A 25,734-nucleotide genomic window follows, 5' to 3' on the forward strand; every position below is an offset into this window, starting at 1 on the left:
CGCGCATCGCCTTCATATATAAAGGGCTTAGTCCGGCGTCCGCCGGTCCGCATCCCCTTTCCCCAGCGCACAATGTTGTCTGTCGAACTCATCGTCGTCGTCGTCCTGATCGTCATCAATGGCCTGTTGTCCATGTCCGAACTGGCTGTGGTCTCATCGCGCCCGGCGCGGCTGTCGCTGCTGGCCGCCAAGGGCGTGCGCGGCGCCGAGCGCGCGCTGCGGCTTGCCGCCGATCCCGGAAAGTTTCTCTCGACGGTGCAGATCGGCATCACGCTGGTCGGCGTGCTCTCGGGCGCGTTCTCCGGCGCGACGCTCGGGCAGCGGCTGACGCAATGGCTGATCGAGCTCGGTCTGTCCCCAGGGATTGCCGACATCGTCGGCGTCGGCATCGTCGTCACTATCATCACCTATGCGACGCTGATCGTCGGCGAGCTGGTGCCGAAGCAGGTGGCATTGCGCGACCCCGAAAGCATCGCAGTCAAGGTCGCGCCGGCGTTGGACTGGCTTGCGAAGATCTCGCTGCCGCTGGTCTTCCTGCTCGATCTCTCAGGCAAGCTGATCCTCGCGCTGCTCGGGCGCGGCGGCAAGGCCGAGGAGAAGGTGTCGGAGGACGAAATCCACCATCTCGTCAACGAGGCCGAAAGTGCCGGCGTGCTGGAGTCAGGCGAAAAGGAGATGATCGCGGGCGTCATGCGGCTCGGCGACCGGCCGGTCGGCGCGATCATGACGCCGCGCACGGAGGTCAACGAGATCGACCTGAATGATGCTCCGGAAGCAATTCAAGCGATCATCGCAAAGAGCCCGCATTCGCGCTTTCCTGTTTCCGACGGCGATCGCGACGCGCCCATCGGCGTGCTCCAGGCGAAGGACCTGCTGGTCGCGTACATGAACGAACGCGCGCCGGATCTGCGCGCACTCGTCCGCGAAGCGCCAAGCATTCCAGCGTCAGCCGATGCCCGCGATGTACTGGCAATCCTGAGGGCTGCGCCGGTTCACGTCGGTTTTGTTTATGACGAGTACGGCGCCTTCGAAGGCGTGGTCACGGCCGCCGATATTCTGGAATCGATCGTCGGCGCCTTCCATTCCGAGGAAGGCCCGCCGGAGCCGGCTTACGTCAGGCGCGCGGACTCGTCGCTGCTCGTCTCGGGCTGGATGCCGGTCGACGAGTTCGGCGAACTGCTCAGCATCGAGCTGCCGCCGCATCATCGCTACAACACGGTGGCTGGTCTCGTGCTCCAGCAATTCAACGTGCTGCCCAATGTCGGCGACGCGTTCGACCTCAGTGGCTGGCATATCGAGGTGGTCGATCTCGACGGCAGGAGGATCGACAAGATTTTGGCGAGCCGGCTGGGTGAAGTCGAGACGGGGTGAGCGAGCGCTCGCACCACCTCCCTCACCCGAACCGCACCCCGATCCGCTTTTCCTTGCGCCACACCACCGTGCAGGCGAGATGCGCGCCGTCCGCCTTGATCGACAGGGTAAAATGCTCGGGAATGCCGACCGGGCTTGTGACGTCGAGGGCTGCGCCGGTGTCGGAGAAATTGCGGACGGTGCAGTCGATCGCGCCGCCGCCGAACTCGATGGTTCCGGCTTTCAATACGCGGTGCCTGGCCTTGTTGCGTCGGTCTTCGTCCATCGGGCCAATTTACACCCGAAGCTGACACGGAGGTTAAAATGCAACCGGCTCCCGATGAATTTACGCCGTATCGGAATACGGCGGTATCATGCGGTGGATCGCCCGCTCACAGCGCCGGCTGAAACGTATCCGACCGCGCCATCCGCCAGGCGTCGCGGAACCGCGGGTCTTCCGTACCTTCGAGCAGCTCGCCCCGGCGCAGCGCCGGATAGAGCTGTGCGAACGACTGTACGTTGGTCGTCGAGGTCCGCTGGCTGAAATGGACCGGGCGCAGCTCCTGCGGATGGGTCAGACCGGCTGCGGCGATCAGCTCGGTCAGCGAGTGCAGCGTGGCGTGGTGATAATTGTGCACGCGGTCGATCTTGAGCGGCACGTAGAGCGCGCGCGCCCGCGTCGGATCCTGCGTCGCGACCCCGGTCGGGCAACGATCGGTATGGCAGCTCAGCGACTGGATGCAGCCGAGCGAGAACATGAAGCCGCGCGCCGAATTGCACCAGTCGGCACCGATCGCCATGGCGCGGGCCATGTCGAAGGCGGTGGCGATCTTGCCGGACGCGCCAAGCCTGATGCGGTCGCGCGCGTTGATGCCGACCAGCGCGTTGTGGACGAAATTGACGCCCTCGCGCATCGGCATGCCCAGATGATCCATGAACTCCAGCGGCGCCGCGCCGGTGCCGCCCTCGTTGCCATCGACGACGATGAAATCAGGATAGATGCCGGTCTCCAGCATCGCCTTGCAGATCGCCAGAAACTCCCAGGGGTGGCCGATGCAGAGCTTGAAGCCGGCCGGCTTGCCGCCGGAGAGTTTTCGCATCTCGGCGATGAATTGCATCATGCCAACGGGCGTCGAGAAGGCACGATGCGAGGCCGGCGAGATGCAGTCCTCGCCCATCGACACGCCACGGATTTTTGAGATCTCCTCAGAGACCTTCGCCGCCGGCAGCACGCCGCCATGGCCGGGCTTGGCGCCCTGGCTGATCTTGAGCTCGACCATCTTGATCTGGTCCTGGCTCGCAACGCGCGCGAACGCCTCGGGATCGAAGGTGCCGTCGAGATGACGGCAGCCGAAATAGCCGGAGCCGATCTCCCAGATGATGTCGCCGCCCATCTCGGCGTGATAGGGGCTGAAGCCGCCCTCGCCGGTGTCATGGGCGAAGCCGCCCTTCTTGGCGCCGGCATTGAGCGCGCGCACCGCATTGGGGCTGAGCGCGCCAAAACTCATGGCCGAGATGTTGAACACCGAGGCCGAATAGGGCTTTGCGCAGTCCGGCCCCCCGATGGTGACGCGAAACTTCTCCTCGGCATGCGCCTTGGGCGACACCGAGTGATGCATCCACTCATAGCCCTCGCGATAGACGTCCTCCTGGGTGCCGAACGGACGCTTGTCGAGCTGCATCTTGGCGCGCTGGTAGACCACCGCGCGGATGTCGCGCGAGAACGGCATGCCGTCCTTCTCGCTCTCGAAGAAATACTGCCGCATCTCCGGCCTGATCTCTTCGAGCAGGAAGCGGATATGCGCCGAGATCGGGTAGTTGCGCAGAACCGCATGGCCCTTCTGCGTGAGATCGCGGACACCGAGCAGCGTAAGCGCGCCGAAGATCACGATCGGGATCAGCAGGATGTCGAAGATCTTGCGATCGGCGATGCCGATGCCGATCAACAGGGCAGTGACGACCGCGCAGATCGTCAGGATGATGAAGCGCGGAGAGAAGGGAAGCAGAAGGGTTTCCATCAGCCCTTCAGACGAAGCTTGCGTTTTGTTCTCGTTGGCCACGAACACGTCCCTCTCGTCAGCATGACGGGGTATGATACGCCCGCGCCGCGTCTATAGATATGACGCGGACCTGTCTTGAGGCTACCGAATCCGCACGCTTCAAATCAATCCGTCCGGACGCGGGCTTTTGCAGTGCAATAGATTCAATGACATGACAATTCAGTGACCAATTCAGTGGCTATGTAGCTGCGCCTCGTGCGGAATCACGCCGTGCCGCTCGAGGCCGCCCTGAGCTAGCCATTCGCTGGTGGCTTCGATCGCACGATCGATATGCTCGCCGGTGCGCGAGAAATCGTAGGGTGACCCGACCATCGGGCAGAGCGGCGGCACTACGACATATTCGATATCGGGGGCGAGCGCTTCGAGCTCGGCGACCAGCTGGCGCGCGGTCAGCAGCGTCAGCGCGTGCAGAGCATTGGCAACTGCGCCGACCGGCGGGCTTGCGACCGCGCAGGCGTGTCCGGCCGGCAGCACGATCAGCCGCTTTGCGCCCATCTTCACCGCGATCCGGACCGGCGTGTTGGAGGAGATCGCACCGTCGGCGAGGAACAGGTTCCGGTAATGGACCGGCGTGAAGGCGCCGGGGATCGCGGTCGACGCCAGGATCGCCTCGACCGCCGGGCCGTCCGACAGCACCACGCTCTCGCCGGAGACGAAATCGGTGGTGACGATGTGCAGAGGAAGCTGGGCCTCCTGCAGGTTGCGATAGGGTAGATGATCCTCGATCAGCCTGCGGATGCCGTCATGGGGAATCAGAAAGTCCCGCCGCCACATGAAGCCGAGCAGGGTCCGCCATGTGACCGGGAAGACGTCGTGACGCTTCAGGCTGCGCCAGATCGCCTCCAGCCCGAGCACGCCCTTGAGCGAGGGATCGCCGGCATAATAAGCGCCGTTGATCGCGCCGACGCTGGAGCCGACCACGAGATCGGCGACGACCCCGTGCTTGGCCAGCGCATGCATCATGCCGACCTGGATCGCCCCGAAACTGCCGCCGCCCGCCAGCACATAGGCCGTCGGTCTCGGCGGACGACCATGGTCGATCGCGGACAAGGCGTGCGCAGCTCCCCCACCTCTCGCACCGCAACATCGCCGCGAGATTTCAGCGCGCGCTTATAACAAGCCGCGCGCGGGCGACGCCAATAACAAAGTCGGGGGAGGATGGTGAGGGCCGAGCGGCGACTACCGCTCGACGAACGCCTTCTCGATCACGAAATGGCCGGGCTTGTTGCCGGAGCCTTCGATGAAATCGCGGCCTTCGAACATCACCTTCAGCTCTTCGAGCATCGCCGGGCTGCCGCACATCATGATGCGGTCGGTTGCGATGTCGAGCGGGCCCTGGCCGATGTCGTTGAAGATCTGCTCGGAGCTGATGAGATCGGTGATGCGGCCGCGGTTGCGGAACGGCTCGCGGGTCACGGTCGGATAATAGATCAGCTTGTCAGCGAGCAGCTCGCCGAACAGCTCGTCCTCGCGCAAATTCGCGACGAGCTTCTCGCCATAGGCGAGTTCGGAGACCTGGCGGCAGCCGTGCACCAGCACGATGCTCTCGAACTGGTCATAGACCTCGGGATCCTTGATCAGGCTGGCGAACGGCGCGAGGCCGGTGCCGGTCGAGAGCAGCATCAGCCGCTTGCCGGGGATGAGGTTGTCGGTGATCAGCGTGCCGGTGGCCTTGCGGCCGACCAGGATGGTGTCGCCTTCCTTGATCTTCTGCAGGCGCGAGGTCAGCGGACCGTCCTGCACCTTGATCGAGAAGAACTCGAGCTCTTCCTCGTGGTTGGCGCTGGCCATGCTGTAGGCGCGCAGCAGCGGACGGCCATCGACCTCGAGGCCGATCATCGCGAACTGGCCGTTCTGGAAGCGGAAGCCGGTGTCGCGCGTGGCGCGGAAGCTGAACAGCGTGTCGGTCCAGTGCTGGACGGAAAGAACCTTCTCTCGGTAAAACGCGCTCATGATTTTCGATATTCCGAATGTCTGCGGTTTTAGGGCAAAAGCATTGCCCGGCCCTGAAACGGGGCGGACACCATTGCCATGGCGGAGGATTTCGCGTGTGTGATCTACGCCATTGAGACCAATAATCAACCTCGTTCCGGATGCAATTGATGCCGGTCAAAGCGGCATTTGCGGCGGAAATGGCCACATCATTAACGGATCTGCTGTCCGGGGCGTGCAGTCGGCAATTTCTTTTCCCTTTTCGGCGCAATTGCAGCACTTAATTTCCATCCTGCTCGCGAGAATTTCATTAAGAATAGCTCTCACTTTCACCCCGGTTTGGCGCCGTTTCCCGCATTTTTGCGGCTTTTGGCGACAGGAATGATCAGGACAAGCGACTGAACACATGACGGCAAGCGGCGAGCGGATCTTCGTCCAGGCGATCAGGAGCTATGGCGCACGCCATCGCATCGACGTCGATGTCCGCGCCGGTGGCTGGCTGATCGCGATGCGCCGCGGCGAGATGCGCCGCTTCGCCTTCGGCTACGATATCGGCCTCAATAGCGCGATCGCACATCGCCTCGCCAACGACAAATCGGCGACATCAGAGGCGCTGTCGCTTGCACGCGTGCCCTGCATTCCGCATCACCTCTTCCTCAACCCGAAGCTGGGCAGGAATGTTGTCGATGCCGCCTGGCGAGAGGCCATGGTTGGGCTGCTTCACGACAATCCGCAAGGCGTGGTGGTCAAGCCGAACGAGGGGACGTCAGGACGATCGGTCTTCAGGGTGACGACAGAGACGGAGCTCGACCACGCGGCTGGCGAAGTCTTTTCGATGAGCACGGGGCTCGTGATCTCGCCCTATGTCGAGATCGAGGACGAGGTCCGTGTGATCCTGCTCGATGATGTACCCCGCGTCGTCTACAGCAAGCAGCGTGGCGCGGATTGGCGGCACAATCTCGACGCCGGCGCAAAGCCGGTGCTGCTGGAGGACGGCGAGGTCCGCGCGGCCTGTGTCAAGCTCGCGACCGATGCCGCGAGCGCCATCGGAATCGCCTTCGCGTCAATCGACGTGGTGCGTGTGGACGGCGACTGGCGCGTGCTCGAGATCAATTCCGGCGTGATGATGGAAGCGCTGGCCAAGCTGCATCCGGAACTGGTGCAGGCGACGTACGATGCGGCGCTGGATCGGGTGTTTGGGGAAGAACGCTGAATGCCACGCGGCCTCCTTCCCTTCTCCCCTTGCGGGAGAAGGTGGCGTAGGCGGCCTGCGGCCGCCGTGCTTAAGAACGCCGAAGCGAAGCTTCGGCTATGGCGCCGGATGAGGGGTTCTCTCCATTCGCGAGACTACTCGTGAGGATAGAGACCCCTCACCCGCCTCGCCGCTACGCGACGAGCCACCCTCTCCCACAAGGCTGTTGAATTCACACATCTTGCGGAGGAATTTGATCGCTGATTCCGTGAGTTGAGAGATGATTCGCGGGAGCGAGCGATGCGTGGGATGAATTATGGGCTGGGTCGATTTGGCGATCTGCGGCTGGAAAAAGGGGGGCTCGTTTGCATGCGGCACTTGTTGCGCGGCCCGGCTCGTGCATCCGCCAGCTCGCGCAACGAGACCGCGCACGTGAGATCCAGTTCACGCGCTTTCTGCGCAACGAGGCGGTGACGGCGGAAGAGATAGCCGCGCAGGCGGCGGAACGCACGGCGGAGCGTGCACGGGGCCGCGACGTCGTCGTGGCGCAGGATACGAGTGAGCTCTCGCTGGGTGGGCGACGTGCGAAAGCCAATGGCTATGGGCCGATCGGAAAAGGCGAGCGCTGCGGGGCCTATTGCTGCATGCGGCTCTGGCGGCCGATGCCGGCAATGGTGGCGTGATTGGTCTCGTCGATGCCAAGGTGTGGAACCGGACGGGCGGCAAGGCCAAGCATCGACGGTCGCGAACCACGCAAGAGAAGGAATCGCAACGCTGGCTCGATAGCACGAGGCGCGCCGCGAGGGGGTTGACGGAGGCTGCGAGCATCACGGTGGTCTCGGATCGGGAAAGCGACATCTACGAGCACTTCGCGTACCGTCCGTCACAGGCGCATCTGATCGTGCGGGCATGCCAGAACCGGCGGATCGATACGGGCGAGGAAGAGCAGCAGATTGATTTGCTGTTCTCTCATATCGATAGTTTGCCTGAGGACGGCCGGCTCAACGTCAACATTCCCGCGGCTCCGGGACGCAAGGCGCGCAGCAGCGAACTGGTCGTCCGCTTCTCGTCTGTGACCCTGCGCAGGCCCCTGCATGGCGCTGCCGATCTGCCCGAAACGGTCAAGCTGACCATGGTCGATATCCGCGAGACATCGACGCCGGAGGGCGGCAAGCCGATCCACTGGCGGCTGTTGACGACCCATCCGGTCACCAACATCGCTGAAGCGCGGCGCGTCGTTGAACTCTATCGGATGCGCTGGATCATCGAGGAATACTTCCACACGTTGAAGACTGGGGGCTTCGATATCGAGGCCGCCGACATCAGCGATCCCGAGGTCATGATCCGCTTCGCCGCTGCTGTCGCCGTCGCAGCCGTAGCGGTGATGCAATTGGTCAAGTCGCGCGATGGCACCACCGGCCAGACCCTGCTCGAGGTCTTCGATCCTGCCGATCAACCCATCATCGAGGCCGTCTCGGCAAAACTGGAAGGCAAGACCGAACGGCAAAAGAACGCGTACCCAAAAGGTTCGCTGGCCTTCGCCGCCTGGGTCATTGCCCGACTAGGCGGATGGGACGGCTACTACGGCAAGCCGGGGCCAAAAACCATGCGCCTCGGGCTCGAAGCCTTCCAGAGCATCAAATTTGGCGCCACCTTGGGCCTGCGCGATGTGTGAATCGAACAGTCCCACAAGGGGAGAGGGTGCACCGAGCTTGCGGCACGAGCCCTAATTATTCGCGCTCGCGGAATCGTCCATCGCCTTGAACGCTTCCTCGAGCTGCAGCGAGATCGGCACGTTCATCCGCTCGCCGGTCGGCATCCGCGCGATGAACCATTTGTTGTAGAGCGGCACGAGGTCGTGGTTGGAGCCGAGCTTGCGGAAGGTGCGGTCCACCACGGCGGACAATTGCGGCTCACCCTTGCGGAACATGATGCCGTAGGGGTCGTAGGACAAATAGTCACCGGTGACGCGGAACTTGTTCTGCGATTTGTGCCGGACAATCAGGCCCGAGAGCAGAATATCGTCGGTCGCGAAGGCATCGGCCTTGCCGTCGACAAGCATCTGGTACGATTGCTCGTGATCGGCGCCGACGACGATGTTCAATCCCAGCGACGACTTCTTGTCGGCCGCCTGGATTGCCTGCTCGTTGGTGGTGCCCTTCGTCACCGCGACGGTCTTGCCCTTCAGATCGGTCAGCGACTGGACGCTGGACGCCTTCGGCACCATCAGCTTGGTGCCGGCGACGAACATCAGCGGCGAGAAGGCAACGCGCTTGCCGCGCTCGGAATTGGCCGTGGTCGAACCGCATTCCAGGTCGATCTTGTTCTGGAGCACGGCGTCAATGCGGTCGTCCGAGGTGACCTTGACGTAGTCGATCTTCAGATTGGGATCGTCGACCTCGACGCCGATCTCCTCGACGATGGCCTCGCAGAGTTCGAGGCTGTAGCCGATCGGGCGGTTGGCCTGATCGAGGAAGGAGAACGGCGGCGAGCTTTCGCGATAGCCGAGCCGCACGGTGTGTGCGTTCTTGATGGCGAGCAGCGTCGGGCTTAGCCCTTCGCTGCCGCCGGTCTGGGCGGAGGCGCCGGTCGCCAGCAGACACGCTGCCAGCAACAGGCCGCCCGAAATCGCCGTCAAAGGGCGCATGCCGCACTCCCGTCAGTGGCCGGCCATCGCAGGTACTTCGCCCGGCACCATGTCGCCCGGCACAGCATCGCCCGGTCCCATCGCATGCTCGGGCCCGAGCTCGCCTTCCCACTTCGCCACGACCGAGGTCGCCAGCGTGTTGCCGATCACGTTGGTGGCGCTGCGGCCCATGTCGAGGAAGGTATCGATGCCCATGATCATCAACAGCCCCGCCTCGGGGATGTTGAACTGCGACAACGTCGAGGCGATCACGACGAGGGAGGCGCGCGGCACGCCGGCGACGCCCTTCGAGGTGATCATCAACGTTGCCAGCATCGCCAACTGCGTGCCGAGCGGCATGTCGATGTGGTAGCTCTGTGCGATGAAGATGCTCGCAAAGGTGCAGTACATCATCGTGCCGTCGAGGTTGAAGGAATAGCCGAGCGGCAGCACGAAGCTCGAGATCCGCGACGAGGCGCCGAACTTGTTCAGTCCTTCCAGTGTCTTCGGATAAGCCGCTTCCGAGCTCGCGGTGGAGAACGCGATCATCAGCGGCTCGCGGATCAGCCTGAGCAGATGGCTGTAGCGCGGCCCGATCACGATGAAGCCGACGATCACCAGGATGCCCCAGAGGATGAAGAGCGAGAGATAGAAGCCGCCCATGAACACGATGAGCTTCCAGAGCACCAGCAGGCCGTTCTTGGCGACCGTCGCGGTGATGGCGGCCCACACCGCGAACGGCGCGAACAGCATCACGTAGCTCGTCACCTTCAGCATGATGTGGCCGAGGTCGTCGATCAGCGCCAGGATCTGCTTCGAGCGCTCCGGCAGCGCACCCATCGCCACCGAGAAGAACACCGCGAAGATCACGATCTGGAGGATCTCGTTCTGCGCCATCGCGTCCGCGATCGAGGTCGGGATCAGATGGGTCAGGAATTTCTCGATCGAGAAGGCGGAAACCGGCAGGCCGGTCGACTGCGCCTTGTCAGGCAGCGTGCCCGGGAAGTTGGCGCCGGGCTGGAGCAGGTTGACCATGACGAGGCCGAGCATCAGCGAAACGAAGGAGGCGCTGACGAACCAGCCCATGGTCTTGGCGAAGATGCGGCCGAGCTTGGAGCCCGAGCCCATATGGGCGATGCCGCCGACCAGGGTCGCAAACACCAGCGGCGCGATGATCATCTTGATCAGGCGCAGGAAGATCACGGCGATCAGGTTGATGGACGAGGCCCAGTCGCCCCGCGTATCGGGCAGGAAATTGTAGATCGCCGAGCCCATGATGATGCCCAGCACCATCGCGCCTAGAATGTATTGCGTAAACCTGTTCGACATTAATGACCCCCACTACACCGACCGCTTCATGATGTCGCAGATATGACGACTACGCAACACGCTTGGCGTGGGACGCGGTGGCGGGATGTTCCCGTTGCGAAACTTTGGTCCGCGATCTAGCCTTCATGCAGCGCACAACGAATGCGGCTTGCACGTTTTCTTGGCTGCAACTGCATCAATAATCGTCAAACAATCAGAGAGGAAACGCCATGACCGGTAGCGTCAATCGCCAAATTCTTCTGGTGGAAAAGCCCAGCGGCAAGCTCGGCTCCGAGCACTTCAAGATGGTTGAAGGTGCAATGCCTGAGCCGAAGGACGGCGAGGCTTTGTTGCACGTGCGTTACATCTCGCTCGACGCCGCCAACCGCGCCTGGATGCACGGCGCAACCTATCGCTCGGCCGTCGAGGCCAACAGTGTGATGGCCGGCGGCGGCATCGCCGAGGTCGTGAGCTCGAAGGCGCCGGGGCTTGCGCCCGGCGACATCGTGTTCGGCGACACCGGCTGGCAGGAATATGCCGCGGTGCCGGCAAAGCATCTGACAAAAATGCCGAAGCTCGAGCCGATGACGCATCTGCTCAGTGTGTTCGGCATCGCCGGCCTCACCGCCTATTTCGGCCTGCTCGAGGTCGGCAAGCCCAAAGAAGGCGAGACCGTCGTGGTCTCGGCGGCCGCGGGCTCGGTCGGCTCGATTGTCGGACAGATCGCCAAGATCAAGGGATGTCGCGTCATCGGCATCGCCGGCGGCGCGGACAAATGCCACTGGCTGACCTCCGAACTCGGCTTCGACGCGGCAGTCGACTACAAGGACGGCGCAACGTTCAAGGCCCTGCGCGCGGCGGCCCCGAAGGGCATCGACGTCTATTTCGACAATGTCGGCGGCGACATTCTGGAAGCCTGTCTGCCGCAGATGAACAACTACGGCCGCATCGCCTGCTGCGGTGCGATCTCGCAATATGACGGGGCGCCGTCGGCGCACGGCCCGCGCGGCGTGCCCGGCCTGATCGTGGTGAAGCGGCTCGTGATGCAGGGCTTCATCGTGATGGACTACATGAAGGAGAGCCAGCGCGCGCTCGCCGATCTCCAGGCGTGGGTCAAGTCCGGCAAGCTGAAGGTGCAGGAAGACGTCATCGACGGATTGCAGAACACGCCGAAGGCGCTGATCGGATTGCTCGCCGGCGAGAACCGCGGCAAGCGCATGGTCAAGCTGTGACGACGTATCCTTTGAGCATGATCTTTTCGGAAAACCGCTGCACACTTTTCCGGATCATGCTCTAAGTTACGTCGCAATTCCGCAGGTATTATCTACTTGCGGTAGTGACCAAAGCGGCCAAGATACCGGTCGCGAGGCATCACTCGCGACGATTGCGTTTGCATTACATTTAGAAAAATCATCGGCGTTGCCGACAGGGCAGGAATTCACCCAGATGTTCAACACGTTGAAACATGTTTCGACGCGAAAGGCGTTGCTCGCCGCAGCGCTCTTCGCAACTGCAACAAGCGCATTCGCGCAAGCGCCGACCGAGGCGCAGAAGAGCGCCATCCGCTCCGCGTGCCGCTCGGATTTCATGGCGCACTGCGCGAGCGTGACGCCCGGCGGCGTCGAGGCGTATCAATGTTTGCAGAGCCACATGTCGAGCCTGTCGTCGGGATGCCAGACCGCGGTTCGCGCAGTCGAGCCGGCTGCGGCGCCGAAGAGCGAAGCAGCGCCGGCCAAATCTGAACCCGCAAAGACCGAGGCAGCGCCGGCTGCCGAGCCTGCGGCGAAGCCGGCTGCAGAAACTGCTCCGAAAGCAGCGGCGGCCAGGCAGCCGAGCAGCGCGCAAGTTGGGGCGGTCAAGAGCGCGTGCCGCAGCGATTATCCCAAGGTTTGCGCCAGTGTGCCGCCGGGCGGTGCTCCTGCGCTCGAGTGCCTGGAGAAGAACAAGGCCAAGGTTTCGGCGGCTTGCGCGAAGGCCGTGACCGCTGCGGCCGGTGGCGGCGGCGCAACAGCGACGGCTGCGCCAGGTGCTGCTGCCGCACCGGCTGCCGGAGCCGCGCCGGCAGCCGCGCCCGCTGTGATCGTCCTGCGCCTGCTGCGGCCGCGCGAAGAGCTGTTCATCGTCCGCTCCGCCTGCGGCGCCGACATCCGCACGCTCTGCGCCGGCGTCCAGCCCGGTGGCGGCCGCATCGTGCAATGCATCGCCAGCAACGCGGCGTCGCTTTCGCCCGGCTGCAAGGACGTGCTTGCGCCGTTCGCTGCGCGATAAGCGGCGCGCAGCTCACACTGCCATCGATGGTGGGCGGCGCGCGTGAATTTTCGCGCGCCTCTTGCGACTAATTTTTTGCCGACATCCAATTTCAATCACGACAAGACCGGGAGAAACACATGCGTGCATTTCTGCTGATCACTTCCGCGCTGCTCGCCTTTGCGGCGACCATGACCTTCGAGTCGTCTGATGCCATTGCTGTGGTATGCGCCCGCGGCGTCTATCGCGCCGGCTGCGCCGGACCGAACGCGGCGGTCGTTGTCCGCAAGCCGGTTCCCGTGGTCCGCTGTACCAGGGTGCTGGTGAACGGGGTCTACGTGAAGCGCTGCGTCTGACACCCGGGTGGCTAATCCGGCGCGCTTTGGCTATGATTCGCACCTGACGGTTTCGGGCACACGCAATGCGCGTGCTCGCGACGGCGCTGCGGCGTGCCACGCCTTTGCGATAATTCCGCTGGCGTGGGAAGCCGGAGCTCATTAGTCTACCCTGATATAGTAAGTATACTGTCAATTAGGGAGGCAGAATTTGCGGATCGCCGTGATTGGCGGGGGGCCCGGTGGGCTCTATTTCGCCTATCTCTGGAAGAAGCGTCACCCTGAGGATCAAGTCGACCTGTTCGAACAGAACCCGGCCGACGCGACCTGGGGCTTTGGCGTGGTGTTCTCCGACCAAGCTCTCGAGTTTCTGCGCGCTGACGACCCCGAGACGGTCGATGCGATCGCGCCGCATATGGAGAGCTGGGAGAACATCACGCTGAACCACGGTAGCGACAGCATCGCCATCGACGGCGTCGGCTTCTCCTCGATCGGCCGGCTGGAGCTCCTGCAGTTCCTGCAGCAGCGCGCGCTCGATGCCGGCGTCACGGCGCGCTTCGACACCCAGATCCAAACGATCGACCAGCTCAACGGCCACGATCTGATCGTCGCCTCCGACGGCTTGAATTCGCTGGTGCGCCGCGCCTACGAGGGCGATTTCGGTACCTCGCTGTCCTACTCCTCCAACAAATTCGTCTGGTACGGCACCTCAAAGCGCTTCGACACGCTGTCGCAGACGTTCGTGAAAACCGATCGTGGCGCCTTCAACGCACACCACTACCGCTACTCGCCGAGCATGAGCACCTTCCTGGTGGAGTGCGATCACGCGACCTGGCAGGCCTATGGCTTCGCCTACAAGGACGTCGAGCAGTCCAAGGGCGTCTGCGAGGAGGTGTTTGCCGACACGCTCGGCGGCCACTGCCTGGTCTCCAACAAATCGGTCTGGCGCAATTTTCCCTGGGTCTGGAACGAGCACTGGTCGTTCAAGAACATGGTGCTGATTGGCGATGCGCTGCACTCGGCACATTTCTCGATCGGCTCCGGCACGCGGCTCGCGATCGAGGACGCCGTCGCGCTGGTGAAGGCACTGGAATCGGATGCGCATCTGACGACTGCGCTGCATCGCTACCAGGCGGCGCGCAAGCCGGTGGTGCAGAAGCTCATCAATGCCGCGCGCACCAGCGCCTTCTGGTACGAGCACTTTGCCCAGCACATGCAGCTCGGCCTGATGGATTTCGCCTATAGCTACATCACCCGCTCCGGCCGCATCGACGATGCGCGTCTGCGCCACATGTCGCCAACCTTCATGGCGCAATACGAGGCCGCGAAGAACGGCGGAGACGCGGATGGCGAGGCTACGGCATGAGCAACGAGATACGCGACCAGGTGCCCGCGGACAGCGCGGGCGCCCGCGAGATCGGGTTTGCCGTTCCGCAAATCTACAACGCCAGCTGCGTGCTGTTCGACAATCTCGCCAATGGCCATAGCGGCAAGCTCGCGCTGATTGGCCCGGCGGGCACGCGGACCTATGCCGAGCTCTGTGCGGAGGCTTGCTGCTGGGGCAACGGTTTTGCCTCCCTCGGCCTGAAGCGCGGCGACCGCGTGCTGCTGTTCCTCGACGACACGCCGGCCTATCCCGCCGCCTTCTTCGGCGCGGTGCGCGCCGGCTTCGTGCCGCTGCTGATCAACACACTGACGCCGCCGGACCTGCTGCAATTCTATCTCGCCGATTCCGGCGCGACCGTTGCGGTGGCGGACGCCGAATTCTGCGCGCGTTTCAACACCGAGGCCTGCAAGGACACGGAGCTGCGCGCGCTGATCGTCGTCAACGGCGATGTCGGCGATCACGCCGCGCCCAAGGCGATGGCTGCCGCGAACTGGCTTTCGCAATTCCCGGCCGAGCTGGCCGAAGCGCCGACGCATCGCAACGAGATGGCGTTCTGGATGTACTCCTCCGGCTCGACCGGCCGGCCCAAGGGCATCGTGCATCTACAGCACGACATGGCCTATAGCGAGGTCGCTTTTGCGCAAAACGTGCTGAAGCTGACCCTGGACGACATCTGCTTCTCGGTGCCGAAGATTTTCTTCGCCTATGGCTTTGGCAACTCCGTCACCTTTCCGTTCTCCGCGGGCGCGGCAACTTTGCTTCTGCCGGGACAGCCGAAGCCTGCTTCGATCTTCGCCGCGATCGAGCAGTACAAGCCGACGGTCTTTTTCGGTCTGCCGACGCTTTATACCTCGCTGACCAAGGCCGAGGGCGCGCAACAGACGAACTTCTCGTCGCTGCGCATGGCACTGTCAGCTGCCGAAGTGCTCTCGGCCGATGTCTTCAACGGCTGGAAGGCGCTCACGAGCCTGGAGATCGTCGAAGGTCTCGGCTCGACCGAGGTGCTGCACATCTATCTCTCCAACCGCCCCGAGCAGAAGAAGCTCGGCGCGGCGGGCTTGCGCGTTCCCGGCTACGAGGTCGCGCTGCGCGACAAGGAGGGGCGCGACGTCGGCGACAATGAGGAAGGGATCTTGTGGGTACGCGGCGATTCCAACACGCCGCTGTACTGGAACCGGCCGGACAAATCCACCGAGACCATTCGCGAGGGCGGCTGGATCTACACCGGCGATCGCTTCGTTCGCGACAGCAACGGTTTTCACTTCTTCCGCGGCCGCGCCGATGATCTCATCAAGATCTCGGGCCAGTGGGTCTATCCGCTCGAGGTCGAGCTGTGCCTCGCCGACCATCCCGAGATTCGCGAATGCGCCGTGTTCGCGGCCGAACTGCCGGACCGGCGCATGACGCTGAAGGCCGTAGTGGTCATGAACAACCGCGCCACTGACCAGAGCGACGCGACGCGGCGGCTGCAGGATTACGTCAAGGGCAAGCTGCTGCCCTACAAATATCCGCGCGAGGTGATCTTCATCGACGAGCTGCCGAAGACGGGTACGGGGAAGATTGATCGGCAGGCGTTGTTGCGGATGTGAGGTACACGTGCCGTTACACCCTCAGTGTCGTCCCGGCGAAGGCCGGGACCCATACGCCGCAGCAATAGTTGTTGCGCGAGCTGGTCATTGCCCATCTTCGCTAAACTGCTGCTGCGGCGTATGGGTCCCGGATCTGCGCTTCGCTTGTCCGGGACGACAGCGGAGTTTTTAGCTCCCAAATTGGCAAATCACTCCCCTCATCCCCCCTTCCCCAGATGCTCCAGCGCATCCTCCGCCCGCAGCGGCACCCGCGAGGCCTCGTTGTTGAGATCGACGAGCTGCGCCATGAGCCCCATCAGCGCCTTGCGTTCGGTGGGCTTGAGCGGCTCCAGCATGCGCGCCTGCGCACGTTCGACAGCGGGGATGATCTCGCGCAGGATCGCTACGCCCGGCTTGGTCAGATAGAGCAGCTTGATCCGCTTGTCCTCTGGCGCCGGCTTGCGCTCGACAAAATCCTTGGCCTGGAGCCGTTCGATCACGCTACCGAGCGTGGAGCGGTCGAAGGCGATCACCGCCGACAGCCGCGTCGCATCGATGCCGGGATGGGTGTGGATCGCGATCAGCGCCGCATATTGCACGGGCGTGAGATCGAATGCCTTGCACTCCTCCATGAAGATCGAGACCGCGATTTGCTGCATGCGCCGGAACAGATAGCCCGGCGCGGCATAGACCGCGTCTATCGTGATCGGAGGAAGAGGCTTACTCGGCATCGGGCTGCTTCTCCGGAGCGGCATTGGCGAAGGCGGGCAACGCCTTGGCGGCGGCCTCGGCCTTGAGCAGACGCGGATACGCCGCGACATCGACGCCGAAGCGGCGCGCATTGGCAAGCTGCGGCACCAGGCAGAGATCGGCCAAGGTCGGCGCATCGCCGAAGCAGAACGGGCCCTTCTCGTCCCTGATCAGCGTCTCGCAGGCCGACAGCCCCTCGCGATTGACCCAGGCGGCCCAATCCTGGACCTTCTCTTCGGGCAGCCCAAGCTCGCGCAGCCGCGCCAGCACCTTCAAATTCTGCACCGGGTGGGTGTCGCAGGCAATCGCAAGCGCAAACGCCCGCACCTTGGCGCGCTGCAGCGTATCCTTCGGCAGCAATGGCGGATTGGGGTGCGTCTCGTCGAGCCATTCGATAATCGCGACCGACTGGGTCAGCACCACGCCCGCATCATCCTCCAGCGCCGGCACCAGGCCTTGCGGATTGATCGCGAGATAGGCGGGCGCACATTGTTCGCCCTTGCGAAGATGATGCGGCAAATGCTCGGCACCGAGGCCCTTGAGATTCAGCGCGATGCGCACGCGGTAGGCGGCGCTGGACCGGAAATAGCCGTGCAGCTTCATCGGAACTCTCCCTCTGAATTTTCTCGTTACTTAGCAAGAGCGGCCGCCATTGACGCTAAAAAGATTGTCAGTATGCTGTCAATCTAGAAAAACGACGGGAGTTGCGCCATGGAAGCCGTGACCAAGACGCCGGAACGCGAGGCGTTCTACAAGAAGATCGACGGCGAAAATCTCACCGCGCTGTGGACGGTGATGGGCGATTTGATCACACCGGAGCCGAAGAGCGCCTGCCGGCCGCATCTGTGGAAATTCGACATCATCCGCGACTACATGCGTGAGGCCGGCAAGCTGATCACGGCCAAGGAGGCCGAGCGGCGGGTGCTGGTACTTGAGAACCCGGGCCTGCGCGGTCAGTCCAGGATCACGACATCGCTCTATGCCGGCGTGCAGATGGTGGTGCCCGGCGACGTCGCGCCCGCGCACCGCCACAGCCAGTCGGCACTGCGCTTCGTGCTCGAGGGCAAGGGCGCCCACACCGCCGTCGACGGCGAGCGTACCGCGATGGCGCCCGGCGACTTCATCATCACGCCGTCGATGACCTGGCACGATCATTCCAACGAAACCAGCGAGCCGATGTTCTGGCTCGACGGCCTCGATATTCCGCTGGTGCAGTTCTTCGACTGCTCCTTCGCGGAAGGCTCCAAGGAAGACCAGCAGAAGATCACAAAGCCTGCCGGCGACAGCTTTGCCCGCTACGGCCACAATCTGCTGCCGGTCGATGTGAAGCGGAGCTCAAAAACCTCGCCGATCTTCAGCTATCCCTATGCCTACACCCGCGAAGCGCTGGAGCAAGCGCGTAACAGCCAGGAGTGGGACGCCTGCCACGGGCTGAAGCTCAAGTTCAGCAACCCCGAGACCGGCGATTTCGCGATGCCGACCATCGGGACATTCATTCAGTTGTTGCCGAAGGGGTTCAAGACCGCACGCTATCGCGCGACGGACGCGACGGTGTTCTGTCCGATCGAAGGCAAGGGCCGCAGCCGCATTGGCGATGCGGTTTTCGAGTGGGGCCCGCGCGATCTTTTCGTGGTGCCGAGCTGGCAATGGGTGACGCACGAGGCGGATGCGGATGCCGTGCTGTTCAGCTTCTCGGACCGGCCGGTGCAGCAGAAGCTGGATCTGTTTCGCGAGGATCGCGGGAACGCGTGACGGTCACCGGTCTCGTAGGGTGGGCAAAGGCGCAACGCGCCGTGCCCACGTCTTCGCGACTCATGAAGGAATGGTGGGCACGCTTCGCTTTGCCCACCCTACGGCTGCGGTGAATTTGGCTACCGCCAGTGCAGCAGCTTGATCTCGAGCAGATTAATCACCCTCCCCACCACCAACCCGAACACCGACAGGATCACCACGCCCGCGAGCAGTTGATCGGTCTGCATGAGATTGCCGGCCTGGAGCACGAAGGCGCCGATGCCGTATTGCGCGCCGATCATCTCCGCGCTGACGACGAGCAGCAGCGCCACTGACGCCGTGATGCGAAAGCCGGCGAGGATGGCGGGCAGCGCGCCCGGCCAGACCACCTTGCGCACGATGGTGGCGAAGGGAACGTTGAAACTTTGCGCCATGCGGATGAGGTTGCGCGGCACCGCATCGACGCCGCTATAGACCGAGATCGCAGTCGAGAAGAACACTCCAAGCGCGATGGTCGCGATCTTCGGCTCTTCGCCGATGCCGAGCCAGAGGATCAGCAGCGGCAGCAGCGCGATCTTCGGGATCGGAAACAGCGCCGAGATGAAGGTGATGCCGACGCTGCGCGCCAGCCGCGACAGGCCGATGGCGAAGCCGACCGCGACGCCAGCCGTGGTCCCCAGCAGCCAGCCGACGCCGATGCGAAGGATCGACGCCGAGAGGTGCTGCCAGAGCGCGCCCGACATCGCGAGCTGATAGATCGCCCGCACGATGGCCGAAGGAGCCGGCAGGAACAGCGGATTGACGAGGCCGGTGCTCCCCGCCGCCTGCCAGATGGCGATGACCAGGGCGAGCGCGATCCAGCCGGCGAAGCGGCTGGAGGCTGGCACGAAGCCCGCGCCGCGGAAACGCACGCGCCGCGTCGTATCATCCTTGGTTGATGTGTCCGTCGCGCGATCAAGCATGCTGCACCTCGCGCTCGGCGTCGATCGCCTCGTTGCGGATCAGCGACCAGATCTGGTTCTGCAGCGCCAGCAGCTTTTCGCGCGCAGCGATTTCGCCGCGTTCAGCGCGCGTCATCGGCACGGCGACGACCTCGCGAATGCGACCCGGCCGCCGCGACAGCACGACGATACGGTCGGCGAGCCGCGCCGCCTCTTCGAGATTGTGCGTGACATAGACCGCGCCCATGCCGCCATCGGCGAGCAGGCGGACGAAGTCTTCCATCAGCAGCTCGCGCGTCTGCGAGTCCAATGCCGAGAGCGGCTCGTCCATCAGCAGGATGGCAGGCTTGACCGCAAGCGCGCGCGAAATGCCGACGCGCTGGCGCATGCCGCCGGAGAGCTGCTTTGGATAGGTCTTGCGAAAATCGGTCAGTCCCGTGCGGCGCAGGGCATCCTCGACCAGCGCGCGGCGCTGCACGGCCGAGAGCTGGGTATGGAGCAGCGGGAATTCGACGTTCTCCTCGACCGTTGCCCAGGGCAGCAATGCAAAATCCTGGAACACGAAGGTCAGCGGATTGAGACTGTCCACAGGCGGCGTGCCACGCAACTCGGGCGCGCCGGATGTCGGCTGCAGCAGCCCGCCGAGGATCGACAGCAGCGTGCTCTTGCCACAGCCGGAGGGCCCCACGATCGCCACCACCTCGCCCGCACTCACCGTGAACGAGATGTCGTCGAGCACGGCGAGATCGCCGAAGCGGTGAGAGATGTGGTTGGCGATTAGGTCCATTAGCTACACGCCCCCAGTCGCGCCCCGTCATCCTGAGGTGCTCGCGAAGCGAGCCTCGAAGGGTGCACGGCCCGGATGTAGCTCGGCCGTTCATCCTTCGAGGCTCGCAGCACAGTGCAGGTGCACTGCGCTACTCGCACCTCAGGATGACGGGTCTGGAAAGGTGAGCGCAGCATCAATCCGCCTTCACAAAGTCCTTGGCGATGATCGTATTGGCATCAAAGCCCTTGTCGGCAAAGCCCTGCTCCTGGAGCCATTTGATCTGGTTGTCGACGTTCTTGACGTCGAGCTTGCCGTCCGGGTCGATATAGGCGCAGTTGCCAACCACCTGCTCGACCGGCAGGTTGGTGTATTTTGCGATGATCTCCAGCAGCGGCTTTGTCTGCTCGTTGATCGGAGCGACGCCGTCCTTCATCGAAGCCAGGATGACGTCGTGATATTCGCGATCGGCTTTTGCGAGCACATCGAGAAATTTTGTCACCAGCACCTTGTTGGTCAGCGTCTTCGGCGAGGCGAACACCGCGCCCAATTGCCAGGGCGTCTCGTCACCAACCCAGCCCAGGAATTTTGCGCCGCCTTCATCCATCAGCTTTCGCGCGGTGGAGACCGGCAGCAGCGCCGCATCGACGGTCTCGCCCTTCAGCGCGGCGGCTGCGTTCGACAATGACTGCAGCGGCACGATCTTCACTTCAGAGAGCTTGAAGCCGTATTTGTCGGCGAGCAGGCCGAGCGAATAGTGGAAGCTCGATCCGACCTGCGTGACCGCGATGCGCTTGCCCGCGAGATCCTTCGGCGTCTTGAGGCCGCTCGCGTAGGCATTGTTGCTGGCAAAATAACCGATCAGGGGATAGCCGGCCTTCTCGCGGCTCATACCGCCGATCACCTTCAGCACGCCCTTGCCGGCGAGGTTGTAGAGGCCGGCGGTGAAAGCCGTGACGCCGAAATCGACATCGCCCGAGGTGGTGGCGACCGCAATCGGCTGCGCCGCGTCGAAAAATTTCAGCTCGACGTCGAGGCCGGCCTCGCGAAAGTAGCCCTTGTCCTGCGCGATGAAGACCGGCGCGGAGGACGACAGGCGGAGCACGCCGATCTTGGCCTTCAGTGCGTCCTCGGCCCGGGCCGTGCCCATCGCCATCATCGCCAAAAGGCCAGCTGCCGCGAGCCGCGCAATCCCGATCATCCCGCTTCCTCCAATGGTTCTTCTTGCAGTCCGTTACAGGCCCTCGGGCACCGGCTGGTCCCGCCCGATAAAGGCGCCCTGTTGTTTCAACGTTTCCTGCAATTTTTCAACGGGTAAGTCACGCGGGACCCGATTTCCGGACAGCGCCAGGGCGGCTGCGGAGCCCGCGGCCTCCCCCATCACGAAACAGGCCCCGGAAACCCGCGCCGCCGACTGCCCCTCATGGGTCATCGAGGCGCAGCGGCCGGCGACCAAGAGGTTATCGACGCCCTCGGGCACCAGCATCCGGTACGGCAGCTCGTTATAGCCGCGCGATTCCGGGATCGGCGGGAAGGTGAAGACGACGTCGCCGGGAACATGGGCCTCGATCGGCCAGCCATTGACGCCGATGGAATCCTCGAACGAGGCACAGCCGAGCACATCCTCGCCGCTGAGCTGGTAGCCGCCCTTGATGCGCCGGGTCTCGCGGATGCCGAGTTGCGGCGGCAGATCGACGATGTAGGATTTTTCAAACCCCGGCACGGTGCGCAGGAATTCATAGGCTGCGAGCGCCTGCTTGCGGCCCTCGATCTCGCCGCGAGTGAGATCGTCGGGCTCGACGCCGTTGATGGCGTAGCCGTCCTCGCGCGCGATTTGGGTAAAATTCACCCGCCATTCGATGCCGGATTTTTGCGGCCGCACGATCGCGCTCTTGCGCGGGAATTTGTGCGTGCCGGCTGCGGTGGCCTGTTCCATCAATTGCGGGATGGTCCGCCAGGCATCGCCCGCCTTTGCGGGATCGATGCCGTTGAGGCGGAGCATCATCGACGGGTACATCGGATGGCCGTGTTCATCGCCAATGTCGAACGGCGCGCCGGCCCAGACCGCGAGATCGCCGTCGCCGGAGCAATCGATGAAAATCTCTGATCGTACCGCCTGCCGGCCCGCCTTGGTCTCGACCATCAGCGCGTCAATGCGGCGGTCATCGCCCATCACGACGCCGGCACCGAGCGCATGGAAGAGAATGTGGACCTTGTGGCTCGCCAGCAGCTCGTCGGCTGCGATCTTGTAGGCCGCGGTGTCATAGGCCTGGGCGAAGACCTTGCCGAGGATCAGATGCGGCGCATTGAGGCCGTTCAGACGATCGATCCGCGCCAGCAGGTCGGACGCCATGCCCTGCACCAGCCGGACGGCCTCACCGTAAACATTGCCATGCAGGCCGCAGAAATTGGTGACGCCGGCCGCTGTCCCCATGCCGCCGAGGAAGCCGTAGCGCTCGATCAGCAGCGTTTTCCGCCCGGCGCGCGCGGCTGACGCCGCTGCCACGATGCCGGCGGGGCCACCGCCGAGCACGACGACTTCATATTCGCCGTAAAGCGGCACCTGGCGCGCAGGTTCTTCGATCATCGTGGCCCGCATGGCGCGTCCTTCTCCCAAATCTCTTGCTTGGGGCCGACTATGAATTAACGCGAGGTGCGCTACAATCCACCAATATACGCGATCAGCTTTCTCGAATCGAGAAAGGTCAAAATGGACATCCTGGTAAACCTTCAGGCGTTCCTCGCCACGGCGGACGCAGCCGGCTTCTCCGCCGCCGCACGAAAGCTTGGCGTCTCGACCTCAGTCGTGGCCAAGCGCGTCACGCAGCTGGAGGCGCGGATCGGCACGCCGCTGTTTCACCGCTCGACCCGGCAATTGCGGCTGACCGAGGCCGGCCAACGCTATGTGCATCGCGCCCGCGGCGTGGTCACCGATGCCACCGATCTGCTCTCGCGCATGGGCGAAAAGGGCCATGATCTCGTCGATCATCTCCGCATCAAGGCGCCAACGTCGCTGACGGTGGCGCGGCTCGCCGACGCCTTCAGCGCTTTCCAGACCCAGAATCCACGGCTGAAGCTGGAGATCGTATTGATCGACCGCCCGGTCGATCCCGTCACCGAAGGCTTCGACATCGCCATCGGCGCCTTCCCTCACTCCTTCGGCGGCGTCGTCGACGAACCGTTATGCGCGCTGAAGCGGCTGCTCTGCGCCTCACCGGCCTATCTGAAGAAACACGGCACGCCAAAGCATCCGCGCGACCTCGTCGAGCATCGCTGCCTCAGCTTCCTGCCGACCGGCCCGGAATGGATCTTTGACGGACCGCGCGGTCGCATCAACATCCAGGTCAGCCCGCTGCTGTCGTCCAACGAGGGACATGTGCTGGCGCGCAGCGCGATCGCCGGCAACGGCATCACGCTGATGTCGCATTATCTCGTCGCGGATGCGTTGCGCGACGGTACGCTCAAGCCGGTGCTGCGCGACTTTCCGATTCCGGAATTATGGGTGAAGGCCGCGATCCCCGAACGGCGGCGCAATGCGGCTGCGGTGCAGGCGCTGCTGACCCTGCTGAAAACGTCGCTCGCGTCGTCGCTGTGAATTGCGTCAGCCCTTCCCGCCGCCCCAGTTCGCCGCGCGCTTCTCGGCGAACGACGCCAGCCCCTCCGCCGCCTCCGGGCTCTGGCGCTTGAGCGAATGCAATTGCACGAGCCGCGTGTAGGCCGCATCGTCCACCGCCATCCCGCCGAATGAGCTTTCCAGCGCGAGCCGCTTGGTCTCGGCCATCGCTTCCGGGCCGTTGGCGAGCAACTGCTCGACCACCTTGGCACCGGCGGCTTCGAGATCAGCTAGCGGTACCACCTCGTGGACGAGGCCGATGCGGCGGGCGTCTTCGGCGCCGAAGCGTTCGCCGGTCAGTGCGTAGCGGCGGACTTGCCGTACACTAATGGCGTCGCAGAGCTGGGGGATGATGATGGCGGCGGTCAGGCCCCAGCGCACTTCGGTGATCGAGAACAGGGCGTTGTCGGCGGCGATCACGACGTCGCAGGCCGAAATCACGCCCGTGCCGCCACCAAAGCAGCCGCCCTGCACTAACGCCACCGTCGGGATCGGCAGCGTGTTGAGCCGCTGCACGGCCTCGAACGTCGCCCGGGACGCGGCCTCGTTGGCCTCTTTCGATTGCGGCCGCACGCCGTTGATCCATTTGAGGTCGGCGCCGGCCTGAAAATGCTTGCCATTGCCTCTGAGCACGACGACGCGCAGGTTGGGCTTCTTGCCCAATTCGTCCATGGCCGCGAGCACGCCGGCAATCAAGGCGCCGTCATAGGCATTGTTGACCTCGGGCCGGTTCAACGTGACGGTCGCAACCCCACGCTTGTCGAAGGTCCACAGGACGGGGCTGGCAGTCATCGGCGATCCTCCGGTCAGATTGATTGCCGCGCACTATGGACGAGGCGATAGACCCCGATCCATATCTTTCCGGCGTGGGGCGGTCGCGCCCATCGCATGGCGGCTTGTGTCATGGTGGCGCCGGGCGACGACCAAAGGGATCAGGGACGGGACATATATATATGCGCATCTGCATTTTCGGCTCGGGTGCCGTCGGAAGCCATCTCGCGGTCAGGCTCGCACGCGCCGGCCACGAGGTCTCATGCGTGATGCGCGGCGCGCATCTCGAGGCGGTGCGCGCCAATGGCCTGAAGCTGCGCGTCGGCGATTCCGAGGTCTCGGCCAAGGTGAACGCATCCGGCGATGCGGCCCAGCTCGGTCCGCAGGATGTGGTGATCTCGACGCTGAAGGCCACGGCTCTGACCGGACTGGTCTCCAGCATCAAGCCGCTGCTCCAGGACGACACCGCCATCGTATTCGCCCAGAACGGCATTCCCTGGTGGTACGGTATCGGCCTGCCGCCGCGGCACCCGACGCCGCCGGACATTTCCTTCCTCGATCCCGGAGGGCGGTTGCGCGCCTGCATCCCGAAGGAGCGGATCATCGGTGGAGTGGTCTTCTCCTCCAACGAGGTGACTGCGCCCGGCGTGGTGCAGAATTTGACGCCGGACCGCAATCGCCTCCTGATCGGCGAATGCGACGACCGCAATTGCGAGCGCATCACGAAACTCCGTGGCGTCTTCAATGACGCACGGCTGGAATCGCCCCCGGTGGCCGAGATCCGCGAAGCGATCTGGTCAAAGCTGCTGACCAACATGTCGCTATCGGTGCTGTGCCTGCTGACCGGCCAGACCGCGCGCGGCGTGCGCGACGACCCCGCTTTCTCCGAGCTCATCCCGCGCATGCTGAACGAGGCCAACGACATCGCCCAGCACTTCATCCCCGAGGTCAAGCGCGTGACGCGCAGCGGCCCCGCCCCGAATCACAAGCCATCGCTGCTGCAGGATTACGAGCTCGGCCGCGCCATGGAGATCGACGTGCTGGTGAAGGCGCCCGCCGCCTTCGCGCGCACCGCCGGCCTGTCGACGCCGACGCTCGATCTCATCGCAGCGCTGGCGATCCAGAAGGCGCGCGACAAGGGGCTCTATTTGGCGTGA

Annotated in this window: 25 protein-coding genes; 12 read left to right on the forward strand and 13 right to left on the reverse strand. The window is 63.8% G+C overall.

Annotated elements, in window-relative coordinates; genetic code table 11:
* The first annotated feature begins 72 nt into the window (after positions 1 to 72).
* On the forward strand, positions 73 to 1,371 hold the full coding sequence (locus V1280_RS27655) for a hemolysin family protein (protein WP_334531544.1): 1,299 nt from the start codon (positions 73 to 75) through the stop codon (positions 1,369 to 1,371).
* 22 nt (positions 1,372 to 1,393) lie between these two features.
* Here the strand turns inward: V1280_RS27655 and V1280_RS27660 are convergent, their stop codons facing one another.
* The 4 genes from V1280_RS27660 to V1280_RS27675 all read right to left on the reverse strand — a co-directional run bounded on the left by V1280_RS27660 (position 1,394) and on the right by V1280_RS27675 (position 5,363).
* Entirely contained in the window at positions 1,394 to 1,636 is a 243-nt protein-coding gene (locus tag V1280_RS27660; protein ID WP_334531547.1) for a PilZ domain-containing protein, read from the reverse strand.
* A gap of 106 nt (positions 1,637 to 1,742) precedes the next feature.
* Positions 1,743 to 3,368, reverse strand: coding sequence for an FMN-binding glutamate synthase family protein (locus tag V1280_RS27665; RefSeq protein WP_334531550.1), 1,626 nt, complete (start codon positions 3,366 to 3,368; stop codon positions 1,743 to 1,745).
* 213 nt (positions 3,369 to 3,581) lie between these two features.
* Positions 3,582 to 4,460 (reverse strand): patatin-like phospholipase family protein, encoded by an 879-nt coding sequence (locus V1280_RS27670; protein ID WP_334531553.1) that lies wholly within the window; start codon positions 4,458 to 4,460, stop codon positions 3,582 to 3,584.
* Positions 4,461 to 4,589: 129 nt separating this feature from the next.
* Positions 4,590 to 5,363, reverse strand: coding sequence for a ferredoxin--NADP reductase (locus V1280_RS27675; protein ID WP_334531556.1), 774 nt, complete (start codon positions 5,361 to 5,363; stop codon positions 4,590 to 4,592).
* Between the two features lie 385 nt (positions 5,364 to 5,748).
* On the opposite strand from V1280_RS27675, the gene V1280_RS27680 reads away from it, so the two are divergent.
* The 3 genes from V1280_RS27680 to V1280_RS27690 all read left to right on the forward strand — a co-directional run bounded on the left by V1280_RS27680 (position 5,749) and on the right by V1280_RS27690 (position 8,209).
* Positions 5,749 to 6,555: an ATP-grasp domain-containing protein gene (locus tag V1280_RS27680; protein ID WP_334531558.1), complete on the forward strand. Its 807-nt coding sequence runs from the start codon at positions 5,749 to 5,751 to the stop codon at positions 6,553 to 6,555.
* Between the two features lie 344 nt (positions 6,556 to 6,899).
* On the forward strand, positions 6,900 to 7,217 hold the full coding sequence (locus tag V1280_RS27685) for a hypothetical protein (protein ID WP_334531561.1): 318 nt from the start codon (positions 6,900 to 6,902) through the stop codon (positions 7,215 to 7,217).
* A complete protein-coding gene (locus V1280_RS27690; RefSeq protein ID WP_334531564.1) occupies positions 7,172 to 8,209 on the forward strand; it encodes an IS4 family transposase in 1,038 nt (345 codons plus the stop codon). The genes V1280_RS27685 and V1280_RS27690 overlap by 46 nt, the downstream gene beginning before the upstream one ends.
* Positions 8,210 to 8,260: 51 nt before the next feature.
* Here the strand turns inward: V1280_RS27690 and V1280_RS27695 are convergent, their stop codons facing one another.
* Entirely contained in the window at positions 8,261 to 9,181 is a 921-nt protein-coding gene (locus V1280_RS27695) for an amino acid ABC transporter substrate-binding protein (RefSeq protein ID WP_334531567.1), read from the reverse strand.
* A gap of 12 nt (positions 9,182 to 9,193) precedes the next feature.
* Positions 9,194 to 10,489 (reverse strand): dicarboxylate/amino acid:cation symporter, encoded by a 1,296-nt coding sequence (locus V1280_RS27700; RefSeq protein ID WP_334531570.1) that lies wholly within the window; start codon positions 10,487 to 10,489, stop codon positions 9,194 to 9,196.
* A gap of 209 nt (positions 10,490 to 10,698) precedes the next feature.
* Here V1280_RS27700 and V1280_RS27705 point away from each other — a divergent pair, with 209 nt between their 5' ends.
* The 5 genes from V1280_RS27705 to V1280_RS27725 all read left to right on the forward strand — a co-directional run bounded on the left by V1280_RS27705 (position 10,699) and on the right by V1280_RS27725 (position 16,026).
* Positions 10,699 to 11,700 (forward strand): NADP-dependent oxidoreductase, encoded by a 1,002-nt coding sequence (locus V1280_RS27705; protein WP_334531572.1) that lies wholly within the window; start codon positions 10,699 to 10,701, stop codon positions 11,698 to 11,700.
* A 214-nt stretch (positions 11,701 to 11,914) separates the two neighbouring features.
* Complete coding sequence (locus tag V1280_RS27710) at positions 11,915 to 12,736, forward strand: cysteine rich repeat-containing protein (RefSeq protein WP_334531574.1); 822 nt, start codon at positions 11,915 to 11,917, stop codon at positions 12,734 to 12,736.
* 119 nt (positions 12,737 to 12,855) lie between these two features.
* Positions 12,856 to 13,071 (forward strand): hypothetical protein, encoded by a 216-nt coding sequence (locus V1280_RS27715; RefSeq protein ID WP_334531576.1) that lies wholly within the window; start codon positions 12,856 to 12,858, stop codon positions 13,069 to 13,071.
* A gap of 190 nt (positions 13,072 to 13,261) precedes the next feature.
* Positions 13,262 to 14,416: an FAD-dependent monooxygenase gene (locus tag V1280_RS27720; protein ID WP_334531579.1), complete on the forward strand. Its 1,155-nt coding sequence runs from the start codon at positions 13,262 to 13,264 to the stop codon at positions 14,414 to 14,416.
* Positions 14,413 to 16,026 (forward strand): benzoate-CoA ligase family protein, encoded by a 1,614-nt coding sequence (locus V1280_RS27725; RefSeq protein WP_334531582.1) that lies wholly within the window; start codon positions 14,413 to 14,415, stop codon positions 16,024 to 16,026. Before V1280_RS27720 ends, V1280_RS27725 begins: the two co-directional genes overlap by 4 nt.
* A 197-nt stretch (positions 16,027 to 16,223) precedes the next feature.
* Here the strand turns inward: V1280_RS27725 and V1280_RS27730 are convergent, their stop codons facing one another.
* A complete protein-coding gene (locus tag V1280_RS27730) occupies positions 16,224 to 16,736 on the reverse strand; it encodes a MarR family winged helix-turn-helix transcriptional regulator (RefSeq protein ID WP_334531585.1) in 513 nt (170 codons plus the stop codon).
* On the reverse strand, positions 16,726 to 17,358 hold the full coding sequence (gene maiA / locus V1280_RS27735; RefSeq protein WP_148776040.1) for a maleylacetoacetate isomerase: 633 nt from the start codon (positions 17,356 to 17,358) through the stop codon (positions 16,726 to 16,728). The genes V1280_RS27730 and maiA overlap by 11 nt, the downstream gene beginning before the upstream one ends.
* A 108-nt stretch (positions 17,359 to 17,466) precedes the next feature.
* On the opposite strand from maiA, the gene gtdA reads away from it, so the two are divergent.
* Positions 17,467 to 18,507 carry a gentisate 1,2-dioxygenase gene (gtdA, locus tag V1280_RS27740; protein ID WP_334531590.1) on the forward strand — a complete coding sequence of 347 codons (1,041 nt, stop codon included), beginning with the start codon at positions 17,467 to 17,469 and terminating at the stop codon, positions 18,505 to 18,507.
* Positions 18,508 to 18,626: 119 nt separating this feature from the next.
* Here the strand turns inward: gtdA and V1280_RS27745 are convergent, their stop codons facing one another.
* The 4 genes from V1280_RS27745 to V1280_RS27760 all read right to left on the reverse strand — a co-directional run bounded on the left by V1280_RS27745 (position 18,627) and on the right by V1280_RS27760 (position 22,792).
* Positions 18,627 to 19,448 (reverse strand): ABC transporter permease, encoded by an 822-nt coding sequence (locus V1280_RS27745; protein WP_334531593.1) that lies wholly within the window; start codon positions 19,446 to 19,448, stop codon positions 18,627 to 18,629.
* Complete coding sequence (locus V1280_RS27750; RefSeq protein ID WP_334531595.1) at positions 19,441 to 20,214, reverse strand: ABC transporter ATP-binding protein; 774 nt, start codon at positions 20,212 to 20,214, stop codon at positions 19,441 to 19,443. The genes V1280_RS27745 and V1280_RS27750 overlap by 8 nt, the downstream gene beginning before the upstream one ends.
* Positions 20,215 to 20,389: 175 nt before the next feature.
* Positions 20,390 to 21,394: an ABC transporter substrate-binding protein gene (locus tag V1280_RS27755; RefSeq protein WP_334531597.1), complete on the reverse strand. Its 1,005-nt coding sequence runs from the start codon at positions 21,392 to 21,394 to the stop codon at positions 20,390 to 20,392.
* A 33-nt stretch (positions 21,395 to 21,427) separates the two neighbouring features.
* Complete coding sequence (locus V1280_RS27760) at positions 21,428 to 22,792, reverse strand: FAD-dependent oxidoreductase (RefSeq protein ID WP_334531599.1); 1,365 nt, start codon at positions 22,790 to 22,792, stop codon at positions 21,428 to 21,430.
* Positions 22,793 to 22,903: 111 nt separating this feature from the next.
* Between V1280_RS27760 and V1280_RS27765 the strand changes: the two genes are divergently transcribed.
* Complete coding sequence (locus V1280_RS27765; RefSeq protein ID WP_334531601.1) at positions 22,904 to 23,788, forward strand: LysR family transcriptional regulator; 885 nt, start codon at positions 22,904 to 22,906, stop codon at positions 23,786 to 23,788.
* Positions 23,789 to 23,794: 6 nt separating this feature from the next.
* On the opposite strand, the gene V1280_RS27770 is transcribed toward V1280_RS27765, so the two are convergent.
* Positions 23,795 to 24,598 carry an enoyl-CoA hydratase-related protein gene (locus V1280_RS27770; protein WP_334531604.1) on the reverse strand — a complete coding sequence of 268 codons (804 nt, stop codon included), beginning with the start codon at positions 24,596 to 24,598 and terminating at the stop codon, positions 23,795 to 23,797.
* 161 nt (positions 24,599 to 24,759) lie between these two features.
* Here V1280_RS27770 and V1280_RS27775 point away from each other — a divergent pair, with 161 nt between their 5' ends.
* Complete coding sequence (locus V1280_RS27775) at positions 24,760 to 25,734, forward strand: ketopantoate reductase family protein (protein WP_334531607.1); 975 nt, start codon at positions 24,760 to 24,762, stop codon at positions 25,732 to 25,734.

The organism is Bradyrhizobium sp. AZCC 2230 (assembly GCF_036924495.1).
GTDB lineage: Bacteria > Pseudomonadota > Alphaproteobacteria > Rhizobiales > Xanthobacteraceae > Bradyrhizobium > Bradyrhizobium rifense.

Excerpts from the sequence above, each read along its gene's own strand:
- V1280_RS27660 (WP_334531547.1), bottom strand. The coding sequence starts at position 1,636 with ATGGACGAAGACCGACGCAACAAGGCCAGGCACCGCGTATTGAAAGCC.
- V1280_RS27675 (WP_334531556.1), bottom strand. The coding sequence starts at position 5,363 with ATGAGCGCGTTTTACCGAGAGAAGGTTCTTTCCGTCCAGCACTGGACC.
- V1280_RS27765 (WP_334531601.1), top strand. The coding sequence starts at position 22,904 with ATGGACATCCTGGTAAACCTTCAGGCGTTCCTCGCCACGGCGGACGCA.
- maiA (WP_148776040.1), bottom strand. The coding sequence starts at position 17,358 with ATGAAGCTGCACGGCTATTTCCGGTCCAGCGCCGCCTACCGCGTGCGC.
- V1280_RS27750 (WP_334531595.1), bottom strand. The coding sequence starts at position 20,214 with ATGGACCTAATCGCCAACCACATCTCTCACCGCTTCGGCGATCTCGCC.
- V1280_RS27755 (WP_334531597.1), bottom strand. The coding sequence starts at position 21,394 with ATGATCGGGATTGCGCGGCTCGCGGCAGCTGGCCTTTTGGCGATGATG.
- V1280_RS27695 (WP_334531567.1), bottom strand. The coding sequence starts at position 9,181 with ATGCGCCCTTTGACGGCGATTTCGGGCGGCCTGTTGCTGGCAGCGTGT.
- V1280_RS27655 (WP_334531544.1), top strand. The coding sequence starts at position 73 with ATGTTGTCTGTCGAACTCATCGTCGTCGTCGTCCTGATCGTCATCAAT.
- V1280_RS27705 (WP_334531572.1), top strand. The coding sequence starts at position 10,699 with ATGACCGGTAGCGTCAATCGCCAAATTCTTCTGGTGGAAAAGCCCAGC.
- V1280_RS27715 (WP_334531576.1), top strand. The coding sequence starts at position 12,856 with ATGCGTGCATTTCTGCTGATCACTTCCGCGCTGCTCGCCTTTGCGGCG.
- V1280_RS27665 (WP_334531550.1), bottom strand. The coding sequence starts at position 3,368 with ATGGAAACCCTTCTGCTTCCCTTCTCTCCGCGCTTCATCATCCTGACG.
- V1280_RS27700 (WP_334531570.1), bottom strand. The coding sequence starts at position 10,489 with ATGTCGAACAGGTTTACGCAATACATTCTAGGCGCGATGGTGCTGGGC.
- V1280_RS27680 (WP_334531558.1), top strand. The coding sequence starts at position 5,749 with ATGACGGCAAGCGGCGAGCGGATCTTCGTCCAGGCGATCAGGAGCTAT.
- gtdA (WP_334531590.1), top strand. The coding sequence starts at position 17,467 with ATGGAAGCCGTGACCAAGACGCCGGAACGCGAGGCGTTCTACAAGAAG.
- V1280_RS27730 (WP_334531585.1), bottom strand. The coding sequence starts at position 16,736 with ATGCCGAGTAAGCCTCTTCCTCCGATCACGATAGACGCGGTCTATGCC.
- V1280_RS27725 (WP_334531582.1), top strand. The coding sequence starts at position 14,413 with ATGAGCAACGAGATACGCGACCAGGTGCCCGCGGACAGCGCGGGCGCC.
- V1280_RS27770 (WP_334531604.1), bottom strand. The coding sequence starts at position 24,598 with ATGACTGCCAGCCCCGTCCTGTGGACCTTCGACAAGCGTGGGGTTGCG.
- V1280_RS27775 (WP_334531607.1), top strand. The coding sequence starts at position 24,760 with ATGCGCATCTGCATTTTCGGCTCGGGTGCCGTCGGAAGCCATCTCGCG.
- V1280_RS27760 (WP_334531599.1), bottom strand. The coding sequence starts at position 22,792 with ATGCGGGCCACGATGATCGAAGAACCTGCGCGCCAGGTGCCGCTTTAC.
- V1280_RS27745 (WP_334531593.1), bottom strand. The coding sequence starts at position 19,448 with ATGCTTGATCGCGCGACGGACACATCAACCAAGGATGATACGACGCGG.
- V1280_RS27710 (WP_334531574.1), top strand. The coding sequence starts at position 11,915 with ATGTTCAACACGTTGAAACATGTTTCGACGCGAAAGGCGTTGCTCGCC.